Source organism: Rhizobium brockwellii (genome assembly GCF_000769405.2).
GTDB lineage: Bacteria > Pseudomonadota > Alphaproteobacteria > Rhizobiales > Rhizobiaceae > Rhizobium > Rhizobium brockwellii.
On sequence record NZ_CP053442.1, the window covers coordinates 168,921 to 187,994 of the forward strand.

The window sequence follows — 19,074 nt, forward strand, 5'->3', positions numbered from 1 at the left end:
GGCGGTTGAACGCCAGCACGGGATAGATGGCTAGGGGTATCTGATGACTTTGCGCATGACCCCACCCGGCAGCCAAACCTACACTGAGATCCTCAGGTCGACGATTCTGATGGGTGGCGCTTCGCTCGTAAACGTCGCACTCAGCATTGTCAGAAACAAGGCGATGGCCGTCTTGCTCGGGCCGGAAGGCATTGGGCTTATGGGCCTTTATAGCTCGATTGTCGATATCGCGGCGTCTATCGCGGGTCTGGGCGTCGGCGGCAGTGGCGTGCGTCAAGTCGCGGAGGCAGCCGGCACTGGCGACGCAGCGAGGATTGCCCAGTCGGCGACCGTACTGAGACGCATATCGGTGGTGCTGGCGCTGCTTGGCGCGCTTCTTCTCGCAGCAACGGCATATCCTGTCTCACGTTTCACTTTCGGTGATTTCCAGCACGTCGGTGGCATTGTGCTGCTGTCGCTCGCCGTTTTCTTCCGGCTGGTGTCTGCGGGACAGAGCGCATTGATCCAGGGCCTTCGCGGCATTGCGGATCTTGCTCGCATCAACGTGATTGCCGGGCTCTTCGGCACAGCCGTGAGCATCCCGCTGATCTACCTGTTCGGGGTCCAGGCGATCGCACCGTCGCTCGTGGTCATTGCAGCTGCCTCAATCCTTCCGACCTGGTGGTACAGCCGGCGGATCTTCCCGCATCCCTCGCCAATGCCGACGCGCCAGTTCAGCCGGGAGGTGTCGGCGCTGCTCCGGCTCGGTTTCGTCTTCATGGCAAGCGGGCTTCTGACCTTCGGTGCGGCCTATGCCATCCGCATCATCGTGCTGAAGGAGGGCGGCGTCATGGCGGCCGGGCTGTATCAAGCGGCCTGGGGCCTCGGCGGTCTATACGCGGGTTTCATCCTGCAGGCCATGGGAACGGATTTCTATCCGCGCCTGACTGCAACGATCGACAACAATGCCGAATGCAATCGGCTGGTCAATGAACAGGCAGAAATCAGCATGCTGCTGGCTGGCCCCGGTTTGCTCGGCACGCTGACGCTCGCGCCGCTCATGATGAGCCTGTTCTATTCAGCGGAATTTCATGGGGCAGTCGAGCTTCTGCGCTGGATCTGCCTTGGAATGATGCTGCGGATTATTTCCTGGCCGATGGGTTTCATCGTCGTGGCGAAGCGTACGCAGGCGATTTTCTTCTGGACGGAGGTTGCGGCGGCAGTCGTGCATGTAGGGCTTGCCTGGCTCTTCGTATCGCTGCTCGGTACGCGCGGAGCCGGCATGGCGTTTTTTGGCCTCTATGTCTGGCACAGCATCCTGATCTATGTGATCGTGCGCAAGCTGACCGGGTTTCGCTGGTCCGCCGCCAATCGCAGACACGCGCTGCTTTTTTTGCCCGCATCGGGACTGGTGTTCCTGATGTTCTCGATTTTGCCGCTATGGCCGGCGACGGTGATTGGCTTTGTCGCCGTCGTTCTCTGCGGGCTCTATTCGCTGCGCATGCTGATCGACCTGCTTCCGCCGGAGTCCGTGCCAGCAGCCATCCGCGGATGGATCACGAAATCAGCATAACGAACAATGCGCGCATCCGGGGATACGCGCATTGTTTCGTTATGCAAATTGTTACGTCGGGCAAATGCGGGTTCAGGCGACAGCGACCTCCACGGCACGTTGCACGCTGGCGGCCCCGACCGTCGCTTCCGCAACGGCTGCGCGAAGTGCCTCAACGACCCGGTCCAAGTCGGACACCGTCATCTGGGCATAAAGCGGCAGGATTATCGTTTGCTGCTGCGCAGACACGCTTCGCACCAGGCTCGTGGCAGCGCGGTAGGAGTTCTCACCAGAATAGGCTTTCTCCAGATGAATGTTCATCACGCCACGCCGGGTCGAGATACCTTGATCGAGCAGGCTTTGCATGACGGCCCGCTGGTCGACCGTATCGGGCAATCTCACACAGAAGCTCTGCCAGTTGCTGCGAGCCCATCGCGGTTCGGCCGGCAGAGAAAGCCCGGCAATCGTCGACAGACGTTCGCAATATTGCTCGGCAAGCAGCCTGCGCTGGGCAACCAGATCCGGCAGCCGCCGCAACTGCTCGCGTCCGACGGCCGCTTGAAGATCGGTCATCCGGTAATTGTATCCCAACTCGTCATAGTCTTCGAAGATGACCTGTTTCGAGCCGTGACGAACCGCATCGGTAACGCTCATACCATGCTGGCGCCAGAGCCGGAACTTCCGGTCATATTCTGGATTGGCGGTCGTCAACATGCCGCCATCGCCAGTCGTGACGACCTTTCTGGGATGGAAGGAGAAACAGGCAATATCGCCATGCGCTTTGCCGATCTTTTCCCAACGGCCGTCCCACAGGATTTCGCTTCCGGTCGCACAGGCTGCATCTTCGATAACCGGTATCTGGTGGCGCTTGCCGATCTCCACGATCGGGCGGAGATCGCAAGGCATGCCGAGTTGATGCACGCATAGGATTGCCTTGGTGCGGGGCGTGATGGCTGCTTCGATCAGGCTGGGGTCGATATTGTAACCGTCGGCCTCGATGTCGACGAAAACAGGCACCGCATCGCAATACCGAACCGCGTTTGCGGTCGCGATGAAAGAATGGCTGACCGTGACGACTTCATCACCGGCGGATATGCCGACTGCCTTCAAGGCCAGATGCAACGCTGTCGTGCAATTGGACATGGCGCAAGCATGCGCGGCGCCCACGAAGGCGGCGAATTCACGCTCGAAAGCCGCGACTTCCGGCCCCTGGGTCACCCATCCCGACAGAATAACGCGGCGCGCAGCGTCGGCCTCTTCCTCCCCGAGGACGGGTTTGGCGACCGGAATTGTCAATTGAGATGAGCTCATGCAGCCTGTCCCCCTGCGTCGGTCTGCATTTGCCACCAGGCGACGAGATCACGAAGTCCTTGCTCCATAGAGATCTCCGCCTTGAAGCCGAGGAGCCGTTCGGCCTTGCTGATATCGGCAAGACGACGGGTTACGCCGTTGACCGTGCGGGCCTCTTTGTGCTGCGGTTCGAGTGAGGAACCCATAATGTCGCTCAGCATCTTCGCGAGTTCCAGCAGGCTTATTTCCTTGCCGCTCGCGACGTTGAACACTTCGTCCGTGACATCGCTTTTCGCGGCCAGAATGTTTGCGCGGGCGATGTCGCGTGCATCGACGAAGTCCATCGTCTGGCTGCCATCCCCATAGATGAGGGGCGGCATTCCGGCCATCAGACGTTCCATCCAACGGATCAGAACTTCCGTATAGGCGCCGTAAACGTCCATGCGCGGCCCATAGACGTTGAAGTAACGGAGCGCGACATAGCGCAGGCCGTACATCTCCGCAAAGCTACGCATCAGCCCCTCGTTGAATGTTTTCGCCGCGCCGTAGATCGTCCGGTTATTGTACGGATGATGCGCTTCGGTGGTCGGAAAGCTCTCGGCCAAGCCCAGCACAGAGGCAGAAGAGGCAGCGACGACCTTCGACACACCTGCCTTTACGGCAGCTTCGAGAACATTGAACGTGCCTTCGGCCAATACATCGAAAGCCAGTCGTGGCTCTTCGGCGCATTGCGTGATGCGGATGGCTGCCTGATGAAAGACGATGTCGACGCCTTCGAAGACTTTTGCCAGAAGCGCTCTGTCACGAATATCTCCGTCGATGATCTTAACAGGCGCGCTGACTATGGCCGAGCTGAGATTGTCCCGGCGCCCGCGCACGAAATTGTCTAGGACGATGATCTCGCGAGGTTTTTCCAATGCGACAAGATCGGCAATATGCGAGCCGATCAGACCGGCACCGCCGGTAATGAGCACCCGTTTGTCTCTCATGATCTTCCCTCACGCAACATGTTCGTCATCGGATCATTATCCGAACGCCAACGTATGAATTTTGCAGGTACACCTGCGGCGACTGAGTACGGCTCGACGTCGGAAACGACAACTGCCCCCGCTCCAACGATCGCCCCCTTCCCGATGGTCACGCCGGGAAGAATGGTCGCATTCGTTCCGATGTCGGCCTCTGCACAGATTCGTACCGGCCTGATTTCAAGATCCGTGCGAATGATCGGCACATCCAAGGGCAGTGCCGTGTGGGTCGAGCCAAGCACCTTGGCGCCAGGCCCCCACCCGACAGAATCCTCGATCACGAGATCGCGAGCGTCGAAATAGGCCATCGGCCCGATCCAGACATTGTCGCCGATCACGCAAGTGCCGTCGAAGCGTCCCTGGATATAGGCCTGAGCGCCGATGAACACGCCATTGCCGATTTCAAACGTTTCCGGATGTTTGAAACCGGCGCCGCCCGCAACCTGCAATCCCGTGCCGCAGCTCCGCGCGATCGCTTGCCAGATGGCTTTGCGCATCAGAGTGTCGACGACCCCGTCGCCTGTGGCGAAACGACCATAGAGGTCTATCAGGCCAGCGCGCCCGTATGATTGCCTGAGCTCTTCGACCAACCCAGTTTGGTAGCCAGGATCTGCCGGCCGTTCATGGCGACCATGGACCGCCCGCACCAGTCGAGCCTCGCCGGCGCGGTTAACTGACATAGGCGTACTCCAGCGCGGCGACCACCTGGTCAACGTGTCGTACAGGCATCTCTGGATAGATCGGCAATGATAGGACCTCCCGTGCCGCGGCTTCCGAGACCGGGAAATCCCCGGCCTGGTAACCAAGGTCGGCATGGGCTTTCTGCAAATGAACAGGGATGGGATAATGGAGCCCGGACGGAATGCCTTCCGCGCTAAGCAGGCGTTGAAGCCCATCGCGATCACGGCTTCTTACGGCATAGACATGATAGACGTGACGCCGGTCGGCTGCTTCGACAGGGGTCGTCAAAACCGTCGATCCGGCAAGCAGCGAAGAGTAGCGGCGCGCATGAGTGCGCCGCGCCTCGGTCCAGGCTTCAAGGTGCCGGAGCTTGACACGCAGGATCGCGCCTTGAATGGCGTCCATGCGATAGTTAAAGCCCTTCAGCAGATGGTGATAGCGTTGCTCCTGACCCCAGTCTCGCAGCATGCGCATCGTCTTCGCCTGATCATCGTCATTGGTAACGACCATACCCCCCTCGCCGCAGGCGCCGAGGTTTTTGCCCGGATAGAAGCTGAAGCAGCCGGATAGGCCGATACTGCCGGCGCGGTGGCCTTTGTATTGCGCGCCATGGGCCTGGCAGGCGTCTTCGATGACGGGTATGCCGTGGCGCTCGGCAATTGCCTCGATCGCGTCCATATCGGCCATTTGACCGTAGAGGTGGACGGGAACAATCGCCTTGGTCCGGGGAGTAATCTTTGCCTCGACCTCAGCCGGATCCATCGTGAGTGTCACGGGCTCAACATCGACGAACACAGGTCGTGCGCCCGTGTAGCAGATCGCCGACACGGTTGCGACGAACGTGAATGGCACGGTAATGACCTCATCGCCAGGGCCAACGCCCGCCGCAAGGAGGGCAAGATGCAAGGCACTCGTTCCGGTGTTGACGGCTATCGCATGTTTGACGTTGCAATAGTCTGCGAATTCCTGCTCGAAATACGCGACCTCGTCGCCCAATACGTACTGCCCCGAGGCAAGGACGCCGAGCACGGCGGCGTCGATCTCACCCTTGATTGATTGATATTGTGCCTTAATGTCCAGGAACGGGATCATGCGATGCGCCTTGCCTCTTCGAGCTCGATGATGCGACCGCGCTGGGCTAACGACCGGCTTGCTGCCTCCAGAATGCGAACGACGCGCAGGCCGGCATGGCCGTCCGTAATGGGCCGCGAATTCTGCTCGATGCACTCGACGAACTGATCCAGTTCGCGTTTGAGTGCTTCGGTCATATCGAGCTTGGGCGCCCACATGTCGCCGCTGCGGTAGCCGACCATCATCTGATGCACTTTCTCGCCATAAGCCTGAGAATTGGGGTTCAGCGTGATGCCCTTGTCGTAGACTTTGATTTTTTCGCTGGGCTCCAGATCGTCGTAGACGACCATCTTGTTGCTGCCACCGATCAGCGTGCGGCGCACCTTGACCGGCGCCAGCCAATTGACGTGGATGTGTGCGATGAGCTTGCTTTCGAAGAAGAGCGTCAGATAGGCGATGTTTTCCGGCTCGCCGAGGACATGGCTCATGCCTGTCGCTGAAACAGCCACCGGCCTTTCCTGCACAACATGGTCCAGGATGGAGAGATCATGCACCGCGAGGTCCCAGATGACGCTGACATCATGCTGAAACAGCCCCAGATTGACCCGAACCGAGTCATAATAATACATGTCGCCCAAGCCGTTCTCGACCAGTTCGCGCATCTTGCGGACGGCGCCGGTGTGGACGAAGGTATGATCCACCGCCAGCACGAGGCGTCGGCGTGCGGCCTCTTCGACCATCCGCGAGGCTTCCTCCGTCGTCGATGCCATCGGCTTTTCGACGAAGACATGCTTTCCGGCCATCATAGCCTGCATTGCGAGCTTGAAATGGGTGAAGACCGGCGTCGCGATAGCGATGGCATCCACTCTTGGATCACGCAACACTTCCTCGAAATCATCGGTGATCGTCACGGCGGGGTAGCGGCTTTTGACAGCCGCCAACCGGTCAACATTGAGATCACAGACGGAAACGAGGTGCGCTCCGGCTGCCTCCGAGATGTTGCGAACCAGATTCGGCCCCCAATATCCATACCCAACAACAGCGATGCCGATCATCACATTCCCTCCAACGCATACATGTCGACTGGCCCGTCATTGACGCGACCGATCACCCTGGCCGGAACGCCAGCGACAATGGCGCCATCGGGCACATCTTTTGTTACAACCGCTCCGGCGCCGACCTGCGCAGCCTCTCCGATCGTTACGCCAGGCAGAATGGTGGCGTTGCTTCCGATCGATGCATGGCGCTTGACCAAGGTCGGGACGACAATCCAGTCGGCTTCCGTCTGAAGGCTGCTATCCGGATTGACGGCGCGCGGGTATATGTCATTCGTAAACATGACCCCGTGGCCTATGAAGACGCCGTCTTCCACCGTCACGCCCTCACAGAGAAAGGAATGGCTGGAGATCTTGCAGCTTTTTCCGACCAGGACGTTTTTCTGGATCTCAACGAACGTGCCAATGCGCGTTCCCGCACCGATCGTACAGCCGTAAAGATTCACGAGGTCCGGATGGTGGATAATGGTGCCGTCATCCAGCTTGACGTTTGATGCAATCATCCCTGCAAAACCCCTAACTCTTGAACAGGTCCAGACTCAGTTGAAACCAACAATCGCTTGATTGCACCCAAGGTTTCACACCAACAGGACTAATATTTTTCTACATCTCAAAGAGAATTGTTTTCTGCATCTGAGTAAAGAAACAAAACGTTTAAGGTTATTCACCTAAAGGCGTATCTACTTATGATGACTTACGCCCATGTTCATCCATCGACCAACGTTGGTGGCGGGCTCACCTACCGCATCCGTTCCCGGTCCTACGCCGGAGACTGCGATTATTTCCATGCATTTAGTGGTCCGTCGCAAGGTAAGGTGTAACGATGAAGTTTATTCTGCAACTTATCTAGTAACACTCAAGACTACGTCAGATTTATCTTTCAATTTCCCACTTACGACAGAAGTTGTGCGCTACTTAGCCTATATTAGCTACTGTAACGTTCCGCGAATTGTGGTATTCGATTCCTACTTTAGAGTTTCCTAAACCCCCGTATTGAGAGGGGTTGGTACTCGGGATGTAGTTGAGCGTAACGTGTTAGGGGGAGGTGAAGCTGTGAATTCAGCACTTATACCGAATTTGGACCTTAGGCAGGAGAACGTAGCCCTTCCCCTCAGGATAGAAAATAACTCCAACATACTTGCTGTATCGGCAAGTCAAACGCATTCGCTTGTCATTCTCGATAATCGTGAGCTTGATCGGCAATGCCTGGCGCAATGCATGGCTGCCCAAAAGGCGGATTTGCAGATTCTGGCTTTTGGATCAATTGAGGAGTGGAAGCTGAAGCGCGACGAATATCCTCCGCTTTCGGCAATCCTCTTGAACGTCGGCGGCAAGAAGATCGATGAGCCGGCCGTATCGGAGCAAATCCGGATGATTTCGTCGGAATTCGCATCAACGCCACTTATCGTATTGGCTGATAGCGACGATTTCGGCCAAATCGTTAAAGCGCTCGAGTACGGGGCCAAGGGGTTCATACCCGCCTCAGTCAGCGTCAGCGTGTGTATGGAGCTGATCGCGCTGTCAGTGGCAGGAGGAATTTTTGTGCCTGCAAGCGCCCTGTTCGCCATGCGTCACTTGCTGGACTCGAGCAATTCGACCGCACGCCCGCTGGCCGGCATATTCACGGATCGTCAGGTCGAAGTCGTGGAGGCGCTCCGACGCGGAAAGGCGAATAAAATTATTGCTTATGAGCTCAACCTGCGAGAGAGCACTGTAAAGGTACATGTTCGCAATATCATGAAAAAGGTCAAAGCAACGAACAGGACGGAAGTCGTGTTCAAGCTCAACGACTTATGTCAAACCGGTATTCCGGCATGAGCGTGGATTAGGGCGTCGGCCTGATCCGTGTTGGGGCAAATTTTTTCGTATCTTGGAACCACGGTCTTGCTCAAAATCACCCCGGTGGCGCGAATGCGTCACCGGGGTTTTTGATACCGGGTCGATCTATTATGCTTGCCCCGATCTTGGCGCGAGCAGCGATCGAGCGCCCAACCACGGACTGCTTTTTCCGTCTTTGCGGGCGAACTAACCCGGCCCGGTCCTGGCTATTCATGCTGCAGCTCTTCGCCGAATAGAATTCAAGGCGTACCAGTACTGTGGGCCGATCGTTTGCTTGCAGACCAACTTGATCCAGGGCAACGAATTTCGCACATCAGGAGAAACCTCCAATGCAAAACGCTGAATGGCCAAGGCCGTCGCAACGTCGAAGTTGTTGAATGCGATGCCAGCCAGTCGAAGCGCCTGTTTTCCGAGATCTCTGGCAAGAAAGCGTCGTAACATCTTATCTTTCCGGAGGCTGTCGGGCGCTTGGCTAAATAGGATATCAAAAGCCTTTTTTCTTTGTCGAAGGTCGGAAAGAATATTTTCTCCATAGTATTGCAGCGACATATTCGCAGCATGTTGGCGATATACTGCTTGATCAGCATTGATGAACCCTACGCCGGCATGTGATGCGAGACGCAGCCACATTTCCATATCGCCGGCATGCGGCAGTTCCTTGTTATAGCCGCCGACCTGCTTTTGCAGCGCCGTCCTCACGACAGCAGTCGGCGTTGGAACCAGATTCCTTGCTCCACTCAACCGCATGAATTGCCGGCCGGACAAGATCTGCAGGGGGTACACGTGATTGTCGCCGAGAGGATCAGCGCGCTTGCTCACGCCATTTGGCTCAGCTATGAGCGCGTTCCCGAACACCAACCCCACATCCGGATAGTTGCGCATCAGCTCCGCCGAGCGGTCCAGCGCGCCCGGCAAAAGATAATCATCCGCAGAAAGAAGCAGGAATAAGTCACCGCCTGCCCAATCGATCCCCTCATTATAAGTGGCGATGTGGCCCATGTTTGCCGCGTGCCGCCGATAGGTGACCCGCTGGTCGCGGGATGCCAGGGCCTTTCCGACTTCCGGCGTCTTATCTGGCGAGCAGTCATCCAGAATGAGCACGCGCACATCGACACCCGCTTGCGAAAGCACGCTTTCAACGCATTCCTGCAAGAAATGGGAATAGTTATAGCAGGGAATTACGACATCAACACGTTGCAAACTTCTTCCTCCGTACGCACAGCGTCACTCTTGATTTGACAGATCTTCCGGACGCGGCATCGTTTCGTTGCTATGCACTATTAGTTTTCCGATTCATTCTCGCAGGCGTTGAGAGATGTTTTCGCCTGGCTGATTTCGCGCGCGACCAGACCGTCCCCAACAAGGCGGACCAAGCAGAAAGACGGGAGATGAGAGGCTCGGCAAGACTTTCGGTACTCATGTTTTGGCGCCGAGATAAGAGTAGGGGGAAAGCCTTGACAGCGTATATTGACCGACTAGCTTTGCTACCGTGCGTCGCCTGAGCGGAAAGCCGAAATCCTGCCAGATGCGCCAGCGGTCCTGGGCCGGGAGAGACTTGAACCAGTAGTACGGCTGGTCGGTGAACGCGAGGGTCTTGCTACCCGCAGGGACAGGTTCTCCCATTCGCTTGTAATCGGCTTCCCAAGTCGTCCGGTAGCATATCGTCGCGGTCGGTTCATGAGAGCGCGACAGCCGAGAACTCCGGATAGAGCTCCAATAGACGGAATCTCCTACTGGATAGAGTTCCCTCGGCATGTGAGCCCAGCGCGCAATGATCGGCAGGCAAGGTCGCGTGAGAAATAAGCAGTTCGTATCCACGTGCGCATGACCGTCGCTTTTTGAGTCGTCGAACATGTAGCTGCCGTCCGCGCGGTGCATCGAACGTCTCGATGTGCAAACCGCAGCGCCGGTACGGCGGTGAAGTTCAAGCAGGCGCTGGATGTGGTCGGATCTGTACCAGTTGTCCGCATCGAGAAACGCCACCGCGTCATAGCCCTGGGCAAAGGCGCTGAGGCTGCCGATTACGCGAGCCATGTTGCCCGCGTCGCCGTGAGCATTCGGCAGGATGAAATGTTTTGCGCGCCAGCGACCGACGACAGCGTTCGGAAACCCGTCGGCAACAAAAACATGGTCGCATGCAACGGTTTGGTCGAGAACGCTCGCCCGACACTGCTCAAGGAGCTCGTTAGGCTCCTTGTAGTATGGCGTAATAACGGCAACGCGCATGCTTCATGTCCTCATTGTTGTTTTGCGGCGATTTGCACGTCCGACGGTCGCCGCTCTTTTTGCAAACCGCGATTTGGGGCTCGGTTTATTGAAGAAACCAAGCCTTGTTTTCGCTTTGCCGGTTCTGTTCAGGTTCCCAAGGGCGCAGCTTGCGGAACAGGAAGGCCGACGGCCGGGGTGGGCAGATAGGTGTAGGCGCTTCGCGAGGACCGAACGCCAAGCGTGCTCTTGACTCCGCCAGAAAGCTTCCACTCGAAATACGCGATCGTTTTCTCGAGCCCCTCTCGCAGGTTCACCGTCGGCTGCCAACCAAGGTCCTGCATTGCGCGGCGGATGTCGGGCTTGCGCTGAGTCGGATCGTCCATCGGCAGAGGCTTGTAAACGATGCTTGATTTCGATCCCGTCATCTCGATGACCATTTCGGCCAGTTCCCGGACCTGGAATTCCCCCGGGTTACCGAGATTGATCGGACCCGTAACGCCGGCCGGCGTGCCCATCAGGCGGATGAAGCCCTCAATCAGATCGTCTACGTAGCAGAAGGAGCGCGTTTGCGTGCCGTTGCCGAAGATGGTGATCGGCTCGTTTTGAAGCGCCTGAACGATGAAATTGGAGACGACGCGGCCATCATTGGTCTGCATGCGCGGCCCGTAAGTATTGAAGATCCGCGCCACCCGGATTTCCACGCCATACTGACGATGATAGTCGAAGAACAACGTTTCGGCACACCGCTTGCCTTCGTCATAACATGCCCGCGGGCCGATGGGGTTGACACTGCCCCGATAGTCCTCCGGCTGCGGATGGACTGCCGGATCGCCGTAAACTTCGCTCGTGGAGGCCTGGAAGATCTTCGCCTTGGTGCGTTTGGCCAAGCCCAGCATATTGATGGCCCCGTGCACATTGGTCTTCACGGTCTGCACGGGATCGAATTGATAGTGGACGGGAGATGCCGGGCAGGCGAGGTTGTAGATCTCGTCGACCTCCACATAGAGCGGGAAGGTGATGTCGTGGCGGAGCACCTCAAAGCGGGAATCGTCGAGAAGGTGCAGTACATTGTCGCGCGAACCGGTGTAATAATTGTCCACGCAGAGAACGTCATTGCCCTCTCGCAAAAGCCTTTCACATAAGAATGATCCCAGAAATCCGGTGCCGCCGGTTACCATAACTCGCTTTTGTCCGTGCATTGGTGTGCTCCGTTGTTGACGGTTGCCTCGCGGAAGCGAGGATGGTTAGTAGGCTCCCCTGCGTTTGAAGACCGCAGGGATTGTGCTGAGAAGAATTTGGCAGTCGAACCACAGCGACCGGTTGTCGATGTAGTATTCGTCGAGTTGCTGCTGCAGTTCGATATCCGCACTGCTTCGTTCGGATATTTGCCAAAGGCCCGTGAGCCCCGGCGTGACGGAACGGCGCTTGTCTCGAAATTCGCCGTCCATAGCCAGGAGGTGATATTCCGGAAACGGGCGCGGTCCGACGATGGCCATCTGGCCTGCAATGATGTTTGCCAATTGCGGCAGCTCGTCGATGCTCGAAGAGCGCAGCATATGGCCTATAACCGGAAGGACGCGCGGATCGTCCCTGAGCTTGAAATGGCTCAACCACTCGGCGCGCATGTTAGGATCGTCTCGGAAGAGTGCTTCAAGGCGCTGTTCGGCATCCTGATACATCGTCCTCAATTTCAGAACGTGCACCGGCTTGCCGGACCGCCCCTCCCTGGTGTGCCGGAAGAAGACGGGGCCTGGATCGATGGCATAGATTGCCGCCGCTGCAAACGCGATAAATGGCGCGACCACGATCGATGCAGGGATGGCGATTGCGAGATCGAGGATCCGGCGAACCAGGTCCGAGTTCACTGAACTCCTATCGTTGGTCAGGCGAATACCGATCTCTCCGCCGACATCAGCAGGTCGCAAACCGCTCACCTTGAAGCTCGGCGTGTCGGACAGCAAAATGACTTCGGCGAACTTCCGACGCATCGCCGCCAAATCGGGTGCAAGCGCGCCTGCGTCGCCCGCAATCACGGCAATGGATGGCCCGCCATCGGGCGATGCCGCCAAAGTATCGGAGGCCTCGGGCCTGATGCCATACTGCCAGTGGTTCTTGAAATGGGCCACGAGAGCGGGAGTAAGATTGGACCCCGCTATGACAGCCGCGCGTTCCCCCCAGACTCCAAGTTTCCAGCACAGGCCCCGTGCAAGCCAATGCACAAATGGCTGAACAATCAGCCCGAGAGCGAGGAACCCAATGACGGCGAGCAGTAGTCGCTCCCCCTCCGGCAGGATAATTGCTCCGAACGCCGCCATGACAGCCACCTTGACGGCAGCTACAGTGCGCCGCCGCAGATGTTCGTGGTTGTGCAACCGATATCCAGGATAGAGGCCTGCCGATGCGTAAAGAATAATCGCGGCGAGTGCTGCGATCGTGAACGTACGCTCCGCTAGCGTACCCTCCAAACCGCTGGGCAGAATGGACAGGACAACAAAATAGGCAATCAAATAGCCTGCAATGTCGCCGGCGACTAGGAAGGACGAGGTTGCAAGCCGAGGAAGCCGACGCCGTATTGCGACGGGCATATTCGGCCCTGCCCGGTCAAAACGATCGGCGGTCTTCGCTGCGATGGGCGGCACGGAACCTGCCGGAATCGCCCGCGCCGTCATGTCATTTGATGTGGCTGCCTTCGATGGGCCTGGTGTTATTGTTGGCGACGCAAATAAGGACATGATGGCTTTACACCTTTGCAGCTGCTGCTTTTGGCGCGCTTAATCCGAAAACCGCGTCTTCGATCGGAAACTTCCGAAGCCCCAGTCTCTGGAATGCCGTCAGTGAGATGAATGTCGGCACGACGAGCGCATAGCGACGCCACAGCCGTCGTGGCTCGCATAAAAGACGAAACGCCCATTCGAAGCCGCTTCGTTGAATGATCCTTGGAGCCTGCCGCTTGAGGCCGGCGTGGAAATCGAATGCGGCTCCGACACCGATGAGCATCGATGCTTCCAGCCTATCGCGCATGCGCGCCATCCAGAGTTCCTGCTTAGGACTGCTCAGCCCGACCCAGATGATATCGGCGCCCGATCGATTGAGCCGGTCAGCAATCTCGGTTTCCTCCCGCGTCGACAGTTTGCGAAAAGGTGGCGCATAGGAGCCGACGATCCGTGCTTGCGGAAATTTTGCGAGAAGGCGCGCCCGCAGTTGTTCGAGCGTTTCGTCCGTTGCGCCATAAAGGAAGTGGCGCAAACCCCTGGAGCTTCCGGCATCGAAAACGGATAGCATGAGATCTGGTCCATAGACCCTGTCGCTTTCGGCATGGCCTGCACGCTTCAATGCCCATACCAACGGCATACCGTCGGGTGTCACGAGGAACGCACGATTATGTATCGACCGAAGCTCGGGATCATCTTGGCATCGGACGATACCGTGTGCGTCGCGAACGCAAACATATTCCTTCCTGCCGTCTTCGATCGCTTTCTGAATAATTCCAGTCGCGCTTTTCAGGTTAACTGCCGAAACGCGAACACCAAGGACATTCGTCCATTCCGACGAACCCTTAGGATGAAGAACTGAAGTTTGGCTGCTGCCTGCTGGTTGCTTTCCCATGACCTATGCTTTCGCGATCGAAACTGTCATCAGAATATCCCGGCAGACCGATTGCCTCCATACTTGCCGCTCCAGCTATTGGACGTAGAAGAGATTTCAACTTTACGTCTTACGCCACCACGACGTACAATATTCGAAGTAAGTCTATGTACCCCACAGCTTACCACGTTGCTCTTTTTGATGACCGTTGGCCCGAAATAACGCTTCGACCCGCGCCGCGCGGCGGAAGCTCTTCACTCCAGCGCGATCAAAGCTAGTGACGTTTGAGCGCGATCAGAACTGGGCAGAGGGAGACATGGTCATTCCAACAGGCGAGATGAAAGGCCCGGCTGGGGAGCGTTCAGAGATGTCCGACAGAACCAACAAGTTGCGGCGAGATCTTGGTTCCAACGGCTGTGTGCATAGTCATCAGGGAATTCCTGAGCTACCCCTGAGCAGATGGAACGCTTGAGCCTTGCAAGTTCTTCGAACGAATCTGGCTGCGGCTTCGCTTGGACGGCCACAAGGCCTTCACCTCGACGCGATCATTTATTCGGCGGCTCGCCAGCCCCTCGACCGCGTCGCAGTTTTCAAGACTTTTGGTCCGTCTGATGCGTGGACCCATCCCTCTGTCGAGGGCGACTGCAATCGCCATCTTGAAATTTGCTGAACGCCTAGTACAGCGGCGCTGAGACAGCGTGCCGATAGTATTGCCCCGCTCATTATCGGGAACCTGCCCCACCGTTACTCGTGCGGCGCGACTATGCTTCCGGTGTCCGCCCCAGCCTTCTGAAGATCTCCCAGACTGCCAAATTCTCCCGAACGCATCATTCCCGGATTTATCCTGAAGCTTTTGTTGTTCAAGTTGCCGCTGTAGCGGTTGCGCGCGAATTGCACAAATCCAAGCCCAAGATCGGGAGTGTTGACATACGCTACAATGCCGCTCTCATTGTTAACCGACACAACATTCTCCTCAATACGATTAGGACGCGCCCATGGTGGACGCCAACCTCTGCCGGTACCAATATCGACGCGAAAAGCCGCGCCCGATCCGTGTGTGATGACGTTTCCCGCCACCAGGTTGCTCCAACCGCCGTTGATACCGATCGCCGCGACATTGCCCGAGAGCGTATTTCCCTCGATACGCAGCCCGCTCGCCTTCCCATCCGTATAGATTGCCCAGCTGATAGGAGACGGCCATTCGCTGGTGTTCTCATATCCGGGAGGCCAGAAGGTCCCATCGACCCTGTTCATCAGATGACCGGTCCCGGTCACAAGATTGAAGCGGATGGTGCTGTTCAAAGGGTCGCCCTGCTCGCCCATCATCTTGATGGCGCCGCCATCTGCGGTCTGCTGATTGGCGTTGCGGATCTCATTATGCTCGATGACAGCGTTGTAGACAGCGTCGTTAGAACCCCATAGCGAACCGCCGGCGATTCCGAACTGCGCCGTGTTTTCGATCAGGTTGTTGGCGATCCTGACGTTGTCAGCCGCCTGGAACCATATTCCGGCGGTTTCAATGTAAACCTTTCCGATGTCATGGATATGGTTTGAAAGGATCCTGGAGCCGTTCGACTTGCCGAACGTGCCGTAATTTGTGCCGACGTAAATCCCGTTGCCAGCCACATCAGCAATCACATTGCCGGCAATCAACGCATCCTTGCTTTCCGTCACATGGACCCCGACGCCGACATTCTCGATGCTGTTGCCGAGAATCTTGACACCATCAGCGTGTTCGATCCGTATGGCGCCAAATCCTCTGGTTTCCGTGTAGAACTTGCCGCTGCCGTCAGGAGCTCCATCTCTAAACTCGAGCCCTGATACGACCATCCCACTGGCCCCATCCAATTTGAAGAATGTCGGCAGAATGCCAGCAACGACCACGGAATCGGGTAACGACTGATCGACAGGGATATAATGAAGCTGGCCGGCGACAAGGTCGTACCACCACTCTCCGGGAGCATCGAGCAAGCCCTTGGCTCCGGTTAGGAAATAGCGGCTGCCTTCTGCGGTAAAGAAATAGCCCGTGCCTTTCGTATGGATAGTCCGGCCGGCGCCATCGATGGATATGACTGGAAGCGTATCGTTGCCCCACTGGCTTCCGGGTTGATACCCCCCAACGATGTCCACGACCAGTCCACTCGTATCACCCATTACCGGAAGATCGCCGGCATGGAAACAGAAGCGCGTGTTTCCTTCCCACATGTCGATGGCAGGGTTGCATTTTGCGGCAAACAGCCATCCCTTGTGTGGATCGCCATCAGCGGGAGCATTGGGAAATCGAGCCCGAGTTTGGCGTATCCCATTGACGAAAAGGTCACCGACCGCTTCATCCGGCGGCAATTTCAGCGGCGCCCTCCAGCGACCATCGGCCTCCTGCGCCCAGTTGCGCACGCGTTGCCCCCCATGCAAAATCGGCGCCTCATTGCATCTTGACGTGACGATCAAGCCCTTATCGCGGGAGTCAAAGACGATCGGCCGAGCAAGGTAGTAATCGCCCTTACCCAAAGCGATTGTGTTGGTGCCGCTCTTCTCACGGGCAGCATCACGGGCTCTTTCGATGCTGGCGAAAGGGCCGTCGCCGCCCTGCTCATCTGCGGACGGCAGGAGGCCACTCCAGGTATCCTTGCCATCGGGAGAAACGTAAAATATCGTCCGCGCCCCGGTGCTGCTGCTCAATATGTCGCTTAAAGAAGTCCCATCCAACTTGGCTGACAACGTCGCGGAAGCTTCCGCGCAGGTCGCCTCCCTGACGAGCATCTGCAGGCGCTCGGACGCATCTATCTCTGTCCCTACTGGAGCCGGATTGCCGGACTGCGGAAAGAGAATGACAGGCAAAATGCTCAGGATCTGTCCAAAACGTCGCCTCATGATGTCTGCAGCCCGCTTGTAAGACCTCGCGAGGGCCCCTGCCGATGCGGCGAACGGCTGATCGATACGACGGGCGCGTACAGCGAAAACATGATGATGGCTGTAGTAAACAGAATGAAGATGGTGTCATTCTGAGCGAAAAAAATGCTCTCGGTCAGGTTCATCACCAAAATCATGATCGTCAAGACATTGAGCCAGAGCCACCCGTACTGCGGATCATGACATTGAAGGACCGCACCCTGGCGGATTGCATGGAGAAGCAACAGAACAAACGGAACCATTCCCATTATTCCAAAGCTCAACAAGATATCGCGGTATCCATTATGCGCGTGGGGCGCCGGCCATCCAATCTTTAACCACATGCGTGTCGCTTCGGGGTTCGCGGTTGTCCAGAAAGCCTGGTAGCCGTAGCCAAACATCCAACGATCGGATATTTCGCGATCAACCAGTTCCCACAATGGCACCCGACCCGTCAGAGTCGCGTCCTTGCCGAGTGCTTCAAGGGCCGGAACCAGGAATTCGTGAAGCGAAATCAGAATGCCAAGAGACAGTTGGACGAAAAACAGAACGATGACGACGCGGCCAATGCTACTGCTTCTTTGCAGGAGGGAATAAAAGCCGATCAGGCAATACGCCACCGACGTTGCAATGGTCGCGGTCATCGATCCGGAGCTTGCAAGGCAGATCACGCCCGCTGCCAACACGATGAACGCGGTTCGCCGCAAGCCGAGCGTCCCGTCGATCAGCACGGCCGTTGCCACCAAGATCATTAGAGACGCGTACCAGCCCAGGACGTTCTTGTGGATGAAGATGCCCCGCATAGTGCCATCCGGCATGGTGGCGAGGCTTGGTGACACCACTGACATAACCACACTGAGGACGATACAGGCCCCAAGGGTCACAAATACCAGGAACAGCAACTGCCTTGGCGTGAAACGTATCGCCAGGACATAGGAAAGAAGCACGCAAAACAAAAGGCCGATTGCGCGCCTCAAGGTCGTTGGAGGTGCTATTGACCATAGGGTGGACAAAAACGGCAGGACAAGGATCGCGGGAACAATAAGATTTCGCCTGAGCGCCGTTAGAAATTGCGGAAAATTGCGTATCAGGATCACGATTGTAAATACATACACAGGAAAGCAAGGAAGACGCAGTATAGATTTGGCAGATTCGCTGAGCGTTCCGTCCGCATCTGACAGGATAAGCGGCAGCAAAGCGCCCGCCTGAAAGAAAAGGGATATGCCGGCGCCCCAGCATTCTATGGTCCGCCAACTGATGGTTGGTCCGCTGGCAGTTCCGAGGCTATCTACTCTCATTATCCGTCCCGACTGACTTGAAAGACAAGCGACTGTTGATCGCGGCAGATCAAAAAAACAGATGTCGGCATTCGTGCTGCACTGCTTCCAAGCAACCATTCAACCACATCCGCCGTCAACCTGTCCTAGTGAAGGGCGGGCTACGCCCAATGCACCTTCGCTCCACCTAAAGACTATGGTGTGCGTAAGCTTTCAGCCGGCAATTAGCCAAAAGACGGGTCTTCATGTCACCGGATTGCCCTTAAGAGCAGATGTTGCGCATGTCCGTTCACCGGTACCGTGGCAACGAATGTCTTGTGAAGCGTGGTGGGTAAGCCGCGGTTCCGCTGGAATGAGGCAACAATTCTGACAGAGGCCCTCTCTGCAGTCGAAGCCTGGAAGGTTTAGGATTTCTATGTTTCTGCGTCATGATCCTAGTTCTCTATGCAACACGACGGGCGCCCTACTCGGCGTGGCGATCTCATCGGCTCTGTCCGGCCGACAAGGGGCTTTGGATGTCACCATCACCGAGGCTCCAAACCTCGATGGCCGCGTCAAGCTCGACGTCTCAAGCAACTTTGCGCTGCTCTACAGCGGTGCAACGCCGCAATCCGCCTGAGAAC

At 57.0% G+C, this 19,074-nt stretch carries 16 protein-coding genes; 3 read left to right on the plus strand and 13 right to left on the minus strand.

Annotated features, from left to right (window positions below; all coding sequences use genetic code 11):
* Positions 1–43 precede the first annotated feature (43 nt).
* A complete protein-coding gene (locus tag RLCC275e_RS31125; protein ID WP_033183973.1) occupies positions 44–1,552 on the plus strand; it encodes an O-antigen translocase in 1,509 nt (502 codons plus the stop codon).
* Positions 1,553–1,624: 72 nt separating this feature from the next.
* Here RLCC275e_RS31125 and RLCC275e_RS31130 read toward each other — a convergent pair whose 3' ends face one another.
* Genes RLCC275e_RS31130 through RLCC275e_RS31155 form a run of 6 tightly spaced genes read right to left on the minus strand, consistent with a single transcriptional unit; the run spans position 1,625 to position 7,156 of the window.
* Entirely contained in the window at positions 1,625–2,842 is a 1,218-nt protein-coding gene (locus RLCC275e_RS31130) for a DegT/DnrJ/EryC1/StrS family aminotransferase (protein ID WP_033183972.1), read from the minus strand.
* The gene (locus RLCC275e_RS31135) at positions 2,839–3,810 is read right to left on the minus strand and encodes an NAD-dependent epimerase/dehydratase family protein (RefSeq protein ID WP_033183971.1); all 972 of its coding nucleotides are present in this window, start codon (positions 3,808–3,810) and stop codon (positions 2,839–2,841) included. Before RLCC275e_RS31135 ends, RLCC275e_RS31130 begins: the two co-directional genes overlap by 4 nt.
* Positions 3,807–4,526 (minus strand): acyltransferase, encoded by a 720-nt coding sequence (locus tag RLCC275e_RS31140; protein ID WP_033183970.1) that lies wholly within the window; start codon positions 4,524–4,526, stop codon positions 3,807–3,809. The genes RLCC275e_RS31135 and RLCC275e_RS31140 overlap by 4 nt, the downstream gene beginning before the upstream one ends.
* Entirely contained in the window at positions 4,516–5,619 is a 1,104-nt protein-coding gene (locus tag RLCC275e_RS31145) for a DegT/DnrJ/EryC1/StrS family aminotransferase (RefSeq protein ID WP_033183969.1), read from the minus strand. The genes RLCC275e_RS31140 and RLCC275e_RS31145 overlap by 11 nt, the downstream gene beginning before the upstream one ends.
* The gene (locus RLCC275e_RS31150; protein ID WP_033183968.1) at positions 5,616–6,653 is read right to left on the minus strand and encodes a Gfo/Idh/MocA family protein; all 1,038 of its coding nucleotides are present in this window, start codon (positions 6,651–6,653) and stop codon (positions 5,616–5,618) included. The genes RLCC275e_RS31145 and RLCC275e_RS31150 overlap by 4 nt, the downstream gene beginning before the upstream one ends.
* Complete coding sequence (locus tag RLCC275e_RS31155) at positions 6,653–7,156, minus strand: acyltransferase (protein WP_033183967.1); 504 nt, start codon at positions 7,154–7,156, stop codon at positions 6,653–6,655. Before RLCC275e_RS31155 ends, RLCC275e_RS31150 begins: the two co-directional genes overlap by 1 nt.
* 550 nt (positions 7,157–7,706) lie before the next feature.
* Between RLCC275e_RS31155 and RLCC275e_RS31160 the strand changes: the two genes are divergently transcribed.
* Positions 7,707–8,471: a LuxR C-terminal-related transcriptional regulator gene (locus RLCC275e_RS31160; RefSeq protein WP_033183966.1), complete on the plus strand. Its 765-nt coding sequence runs from the start codon at positions 7,707–7,709 to the stop codon at positions 8,469–8,471.
* Between the two features lie 231 nt (positions 8,472–8,702).
* On the opposite strand, the gene RLCC275e_RS31165 is transcribed toward RLCC275e_RS31160, so the two are convergent.
* From RLCC275e_RS31165 to RLCC275e_RS31195, 7 genes are all read right to left on the minus strand, one after another.
* Positions 8,703–9,692: a glycosyltransferase family 2 protein gene (locus tag RLCC275e_RS31165; RefSeq protein WP_033183965.1), complete on the minus strand. Its 990-nt coding sequence runs from the start codon at positions 9,690–9,692 to the stop codon at positions 8,703–8,705.
* 216 nt (positions 9,693–9,908) lie between these two features.
* Complete coding sequence (locus RLCC275e_RS31170) at positions 9,909–10,718, minus strand: glycosyltransferase family 2 protein (protein ID WP_003552315.1); 810 nt, start codon at positions 10,716–10,718, stop codon at positions 9,909–9,911.
* Positions 10,719–10,846: 128 nt separating this feature from the next.
* Positions 10,847–11,899, minus strand: a complete 1,053-nt coding sequence (locus tag RLCC275e_RS31175; protein ID WP_033183964.1) for a UDP-glucuronic acid decarboxylase family protein — start codon at positions 11,897–11,899, stop codon at positions 10,847–10,849.
* 45 nt (positions 11,900–11,944) lie between these two features.
* Positions 11,945–13,432, minus strand: a complete 1,488-nt coding sequence (locus RLCC275e_RS31180; protein WP_033183963.1) for a sugar transferase — start codon at positions 13,430–13,432, stop codon at positions 11,945–11,947.
* Positions 13,433–13,439: 7 nt separating this feature from the next.
* Positions 13,440–14,306 carry a WecB/TagA/CpsF family glycosyltransferase gene (locus RLCC275e_RS31185; RefSeq protein ID WP_033183962.1) on the minus strand — a complete coding sequence of 289 codons (867 nt, stop codon included), beginning with the start codon at positions 14,304–14,306 and terminating at the stop codon, positions 13,440–13,442.
* 723 nt (positions 14,307–15,029) lie between these two features.
* Positions 15,030–17,156, minus strand: a complete 2,127-nt coding sequence (locus RLCC275e_RS31190) for a right-handed parallel beta-helix repeat-containing protein (protein WP_033183961.1) — start codon at positions 17,154–17,156, stop codon at positions 15,030–15,032.
* On the minus strand, positions 17,153–18,472 hold the full coding sequence (locus RLCC275e_RS31195; RefSeq protein WP_033183960.1) for an O-antigen ligase family protein: 1,320 nt from the start codon (positions 18,470–18,472) through the stop codon (positions 17,153–17,155). The genes RLCC275e_RS31190 and RLCC275e_RS31195 overlap by 4 nt, the downstream gene beginning before the upstream one ends.
* A gap of 394 nt (positions 18,473–18,866) precedes the next feature.
* Between RLCC275e_RS31195 and RLCC275e_RS31200 the strand changes: the two genes are divergently transcribed.
* Positions 18,867–19,070: a hypothetical protein gene (locus RLCC275e_RS31200; protein ID WP_033183959.1), complete on the plus strand. Its 204-nt coding sequence runs from the start codon at positions 18,867–18,869 to the stop codon at positions 19,068–19,070.
* The last annotated feature ends 4 nt before the right edge of the window (positions 19,071–19,074 follow it).

Bases quoted from the DNA above. Each gene is read 5' to 3' on its own strand.
- RLCC275e_RS31180 (WP_033183963.1), bottom strand. From the start codon at position 13,432: ATGTCCTTATTTGCGTCGCCAACAATAACACCAGGCCCATCGAAGGCA.
- RLCC275e_RS31130 (WP_033183972.1), bottom strand. From the start codon at position 2,842: ATGAGCTCATCTCAATTGACAATTCCGGTCGCCAAACCCGTCCTCGGG.
- RLCC275e_RS31190 (WP_033183961.1), bottom strand. From the start codon at position 17,156: ATGAGGCGACGTTTTGGACAGATCCTGAGCATTTTGCCTGTCATTCTC.
- RLCC275e_RS31185 (WP_033183962.1), bottom strand. From the start codon at position 14,306: ATGGGAAAGCAACCAGCAGGCAGCAGCCAAACTTCAGTTCTTCATCCT.
- RLCC275e_RS31200 (WP_033183959.1), top strand. From the start codon at position 18,867: ATGTTTCTGCGTCATGATCCTAGTTCTCTATGCAACACGACGGGCGCC.
- RLCC275e_RS31155 (WP_033183967.1), bottom strand. From the start codon at position 7,156: ATGATTGCATCAAACGTCAAGCTGGATGACGGCACCATTATCCACCAT.
- RLCC275e_RS31145 (WP_033183969.1), bottom strand. From the start codon at position 5,619: ATGATCCCGTTCCTGGACATTAAGGCACAATATCAATCAATCAAGGGT.
- RLCC275e_RS31175 (WP_033183964.1), bottom strand. From the start codon at position 11,899: ATGCACGGACAAAAGCGAGTTATGGTAACCGGCGGCACCGGATTTCTG.
- RLCC275e_RS31140 (WP_033183970.1), bottom strand. From the start codon at position 4,526: ATGTCAGTTAACCGCGCCGGCGAGGCTCGACTGGTGCGGGCGGTCCAT.
- RLCC275e_RS31195 (WP_033183960.1), bottom strand. From the start codon at position 18,472: ATGAGAGTAGATAGCCTCGGAACTGCCAGCGGACCAACCATCAGTTGG.
- RLCC275e_RS31170 (WP_003552315.1), bottom strand. From the start codon at position 10,718: ATGCGCGTTGCCGTTATTACGCCATACTACAAGGAGCCTAACGAGCTC.
- RLCC275e_RS31150 (WP_033183968.1), bottom strand. From the start codon at position 6,653: ATGATCGGCATCGCTGTTGTTGGGTATGGATATTGGGGGCCGAATCTG.
- RLCC275e_RS31125 (WP_033183973.1), top strand. From the start codon at position 44: ATGACTTTGCGCATGACCCCACCCGGCAGCCAAACCTACACTGAGATC.
- RLCC275e_RS31135 (WP_033183971.1), bottom strand. From the start codon at position 3,810: ATGAGAGACAAACGGGTGCTCATTACCGGCGGTGCCGGTCTGATCGGC.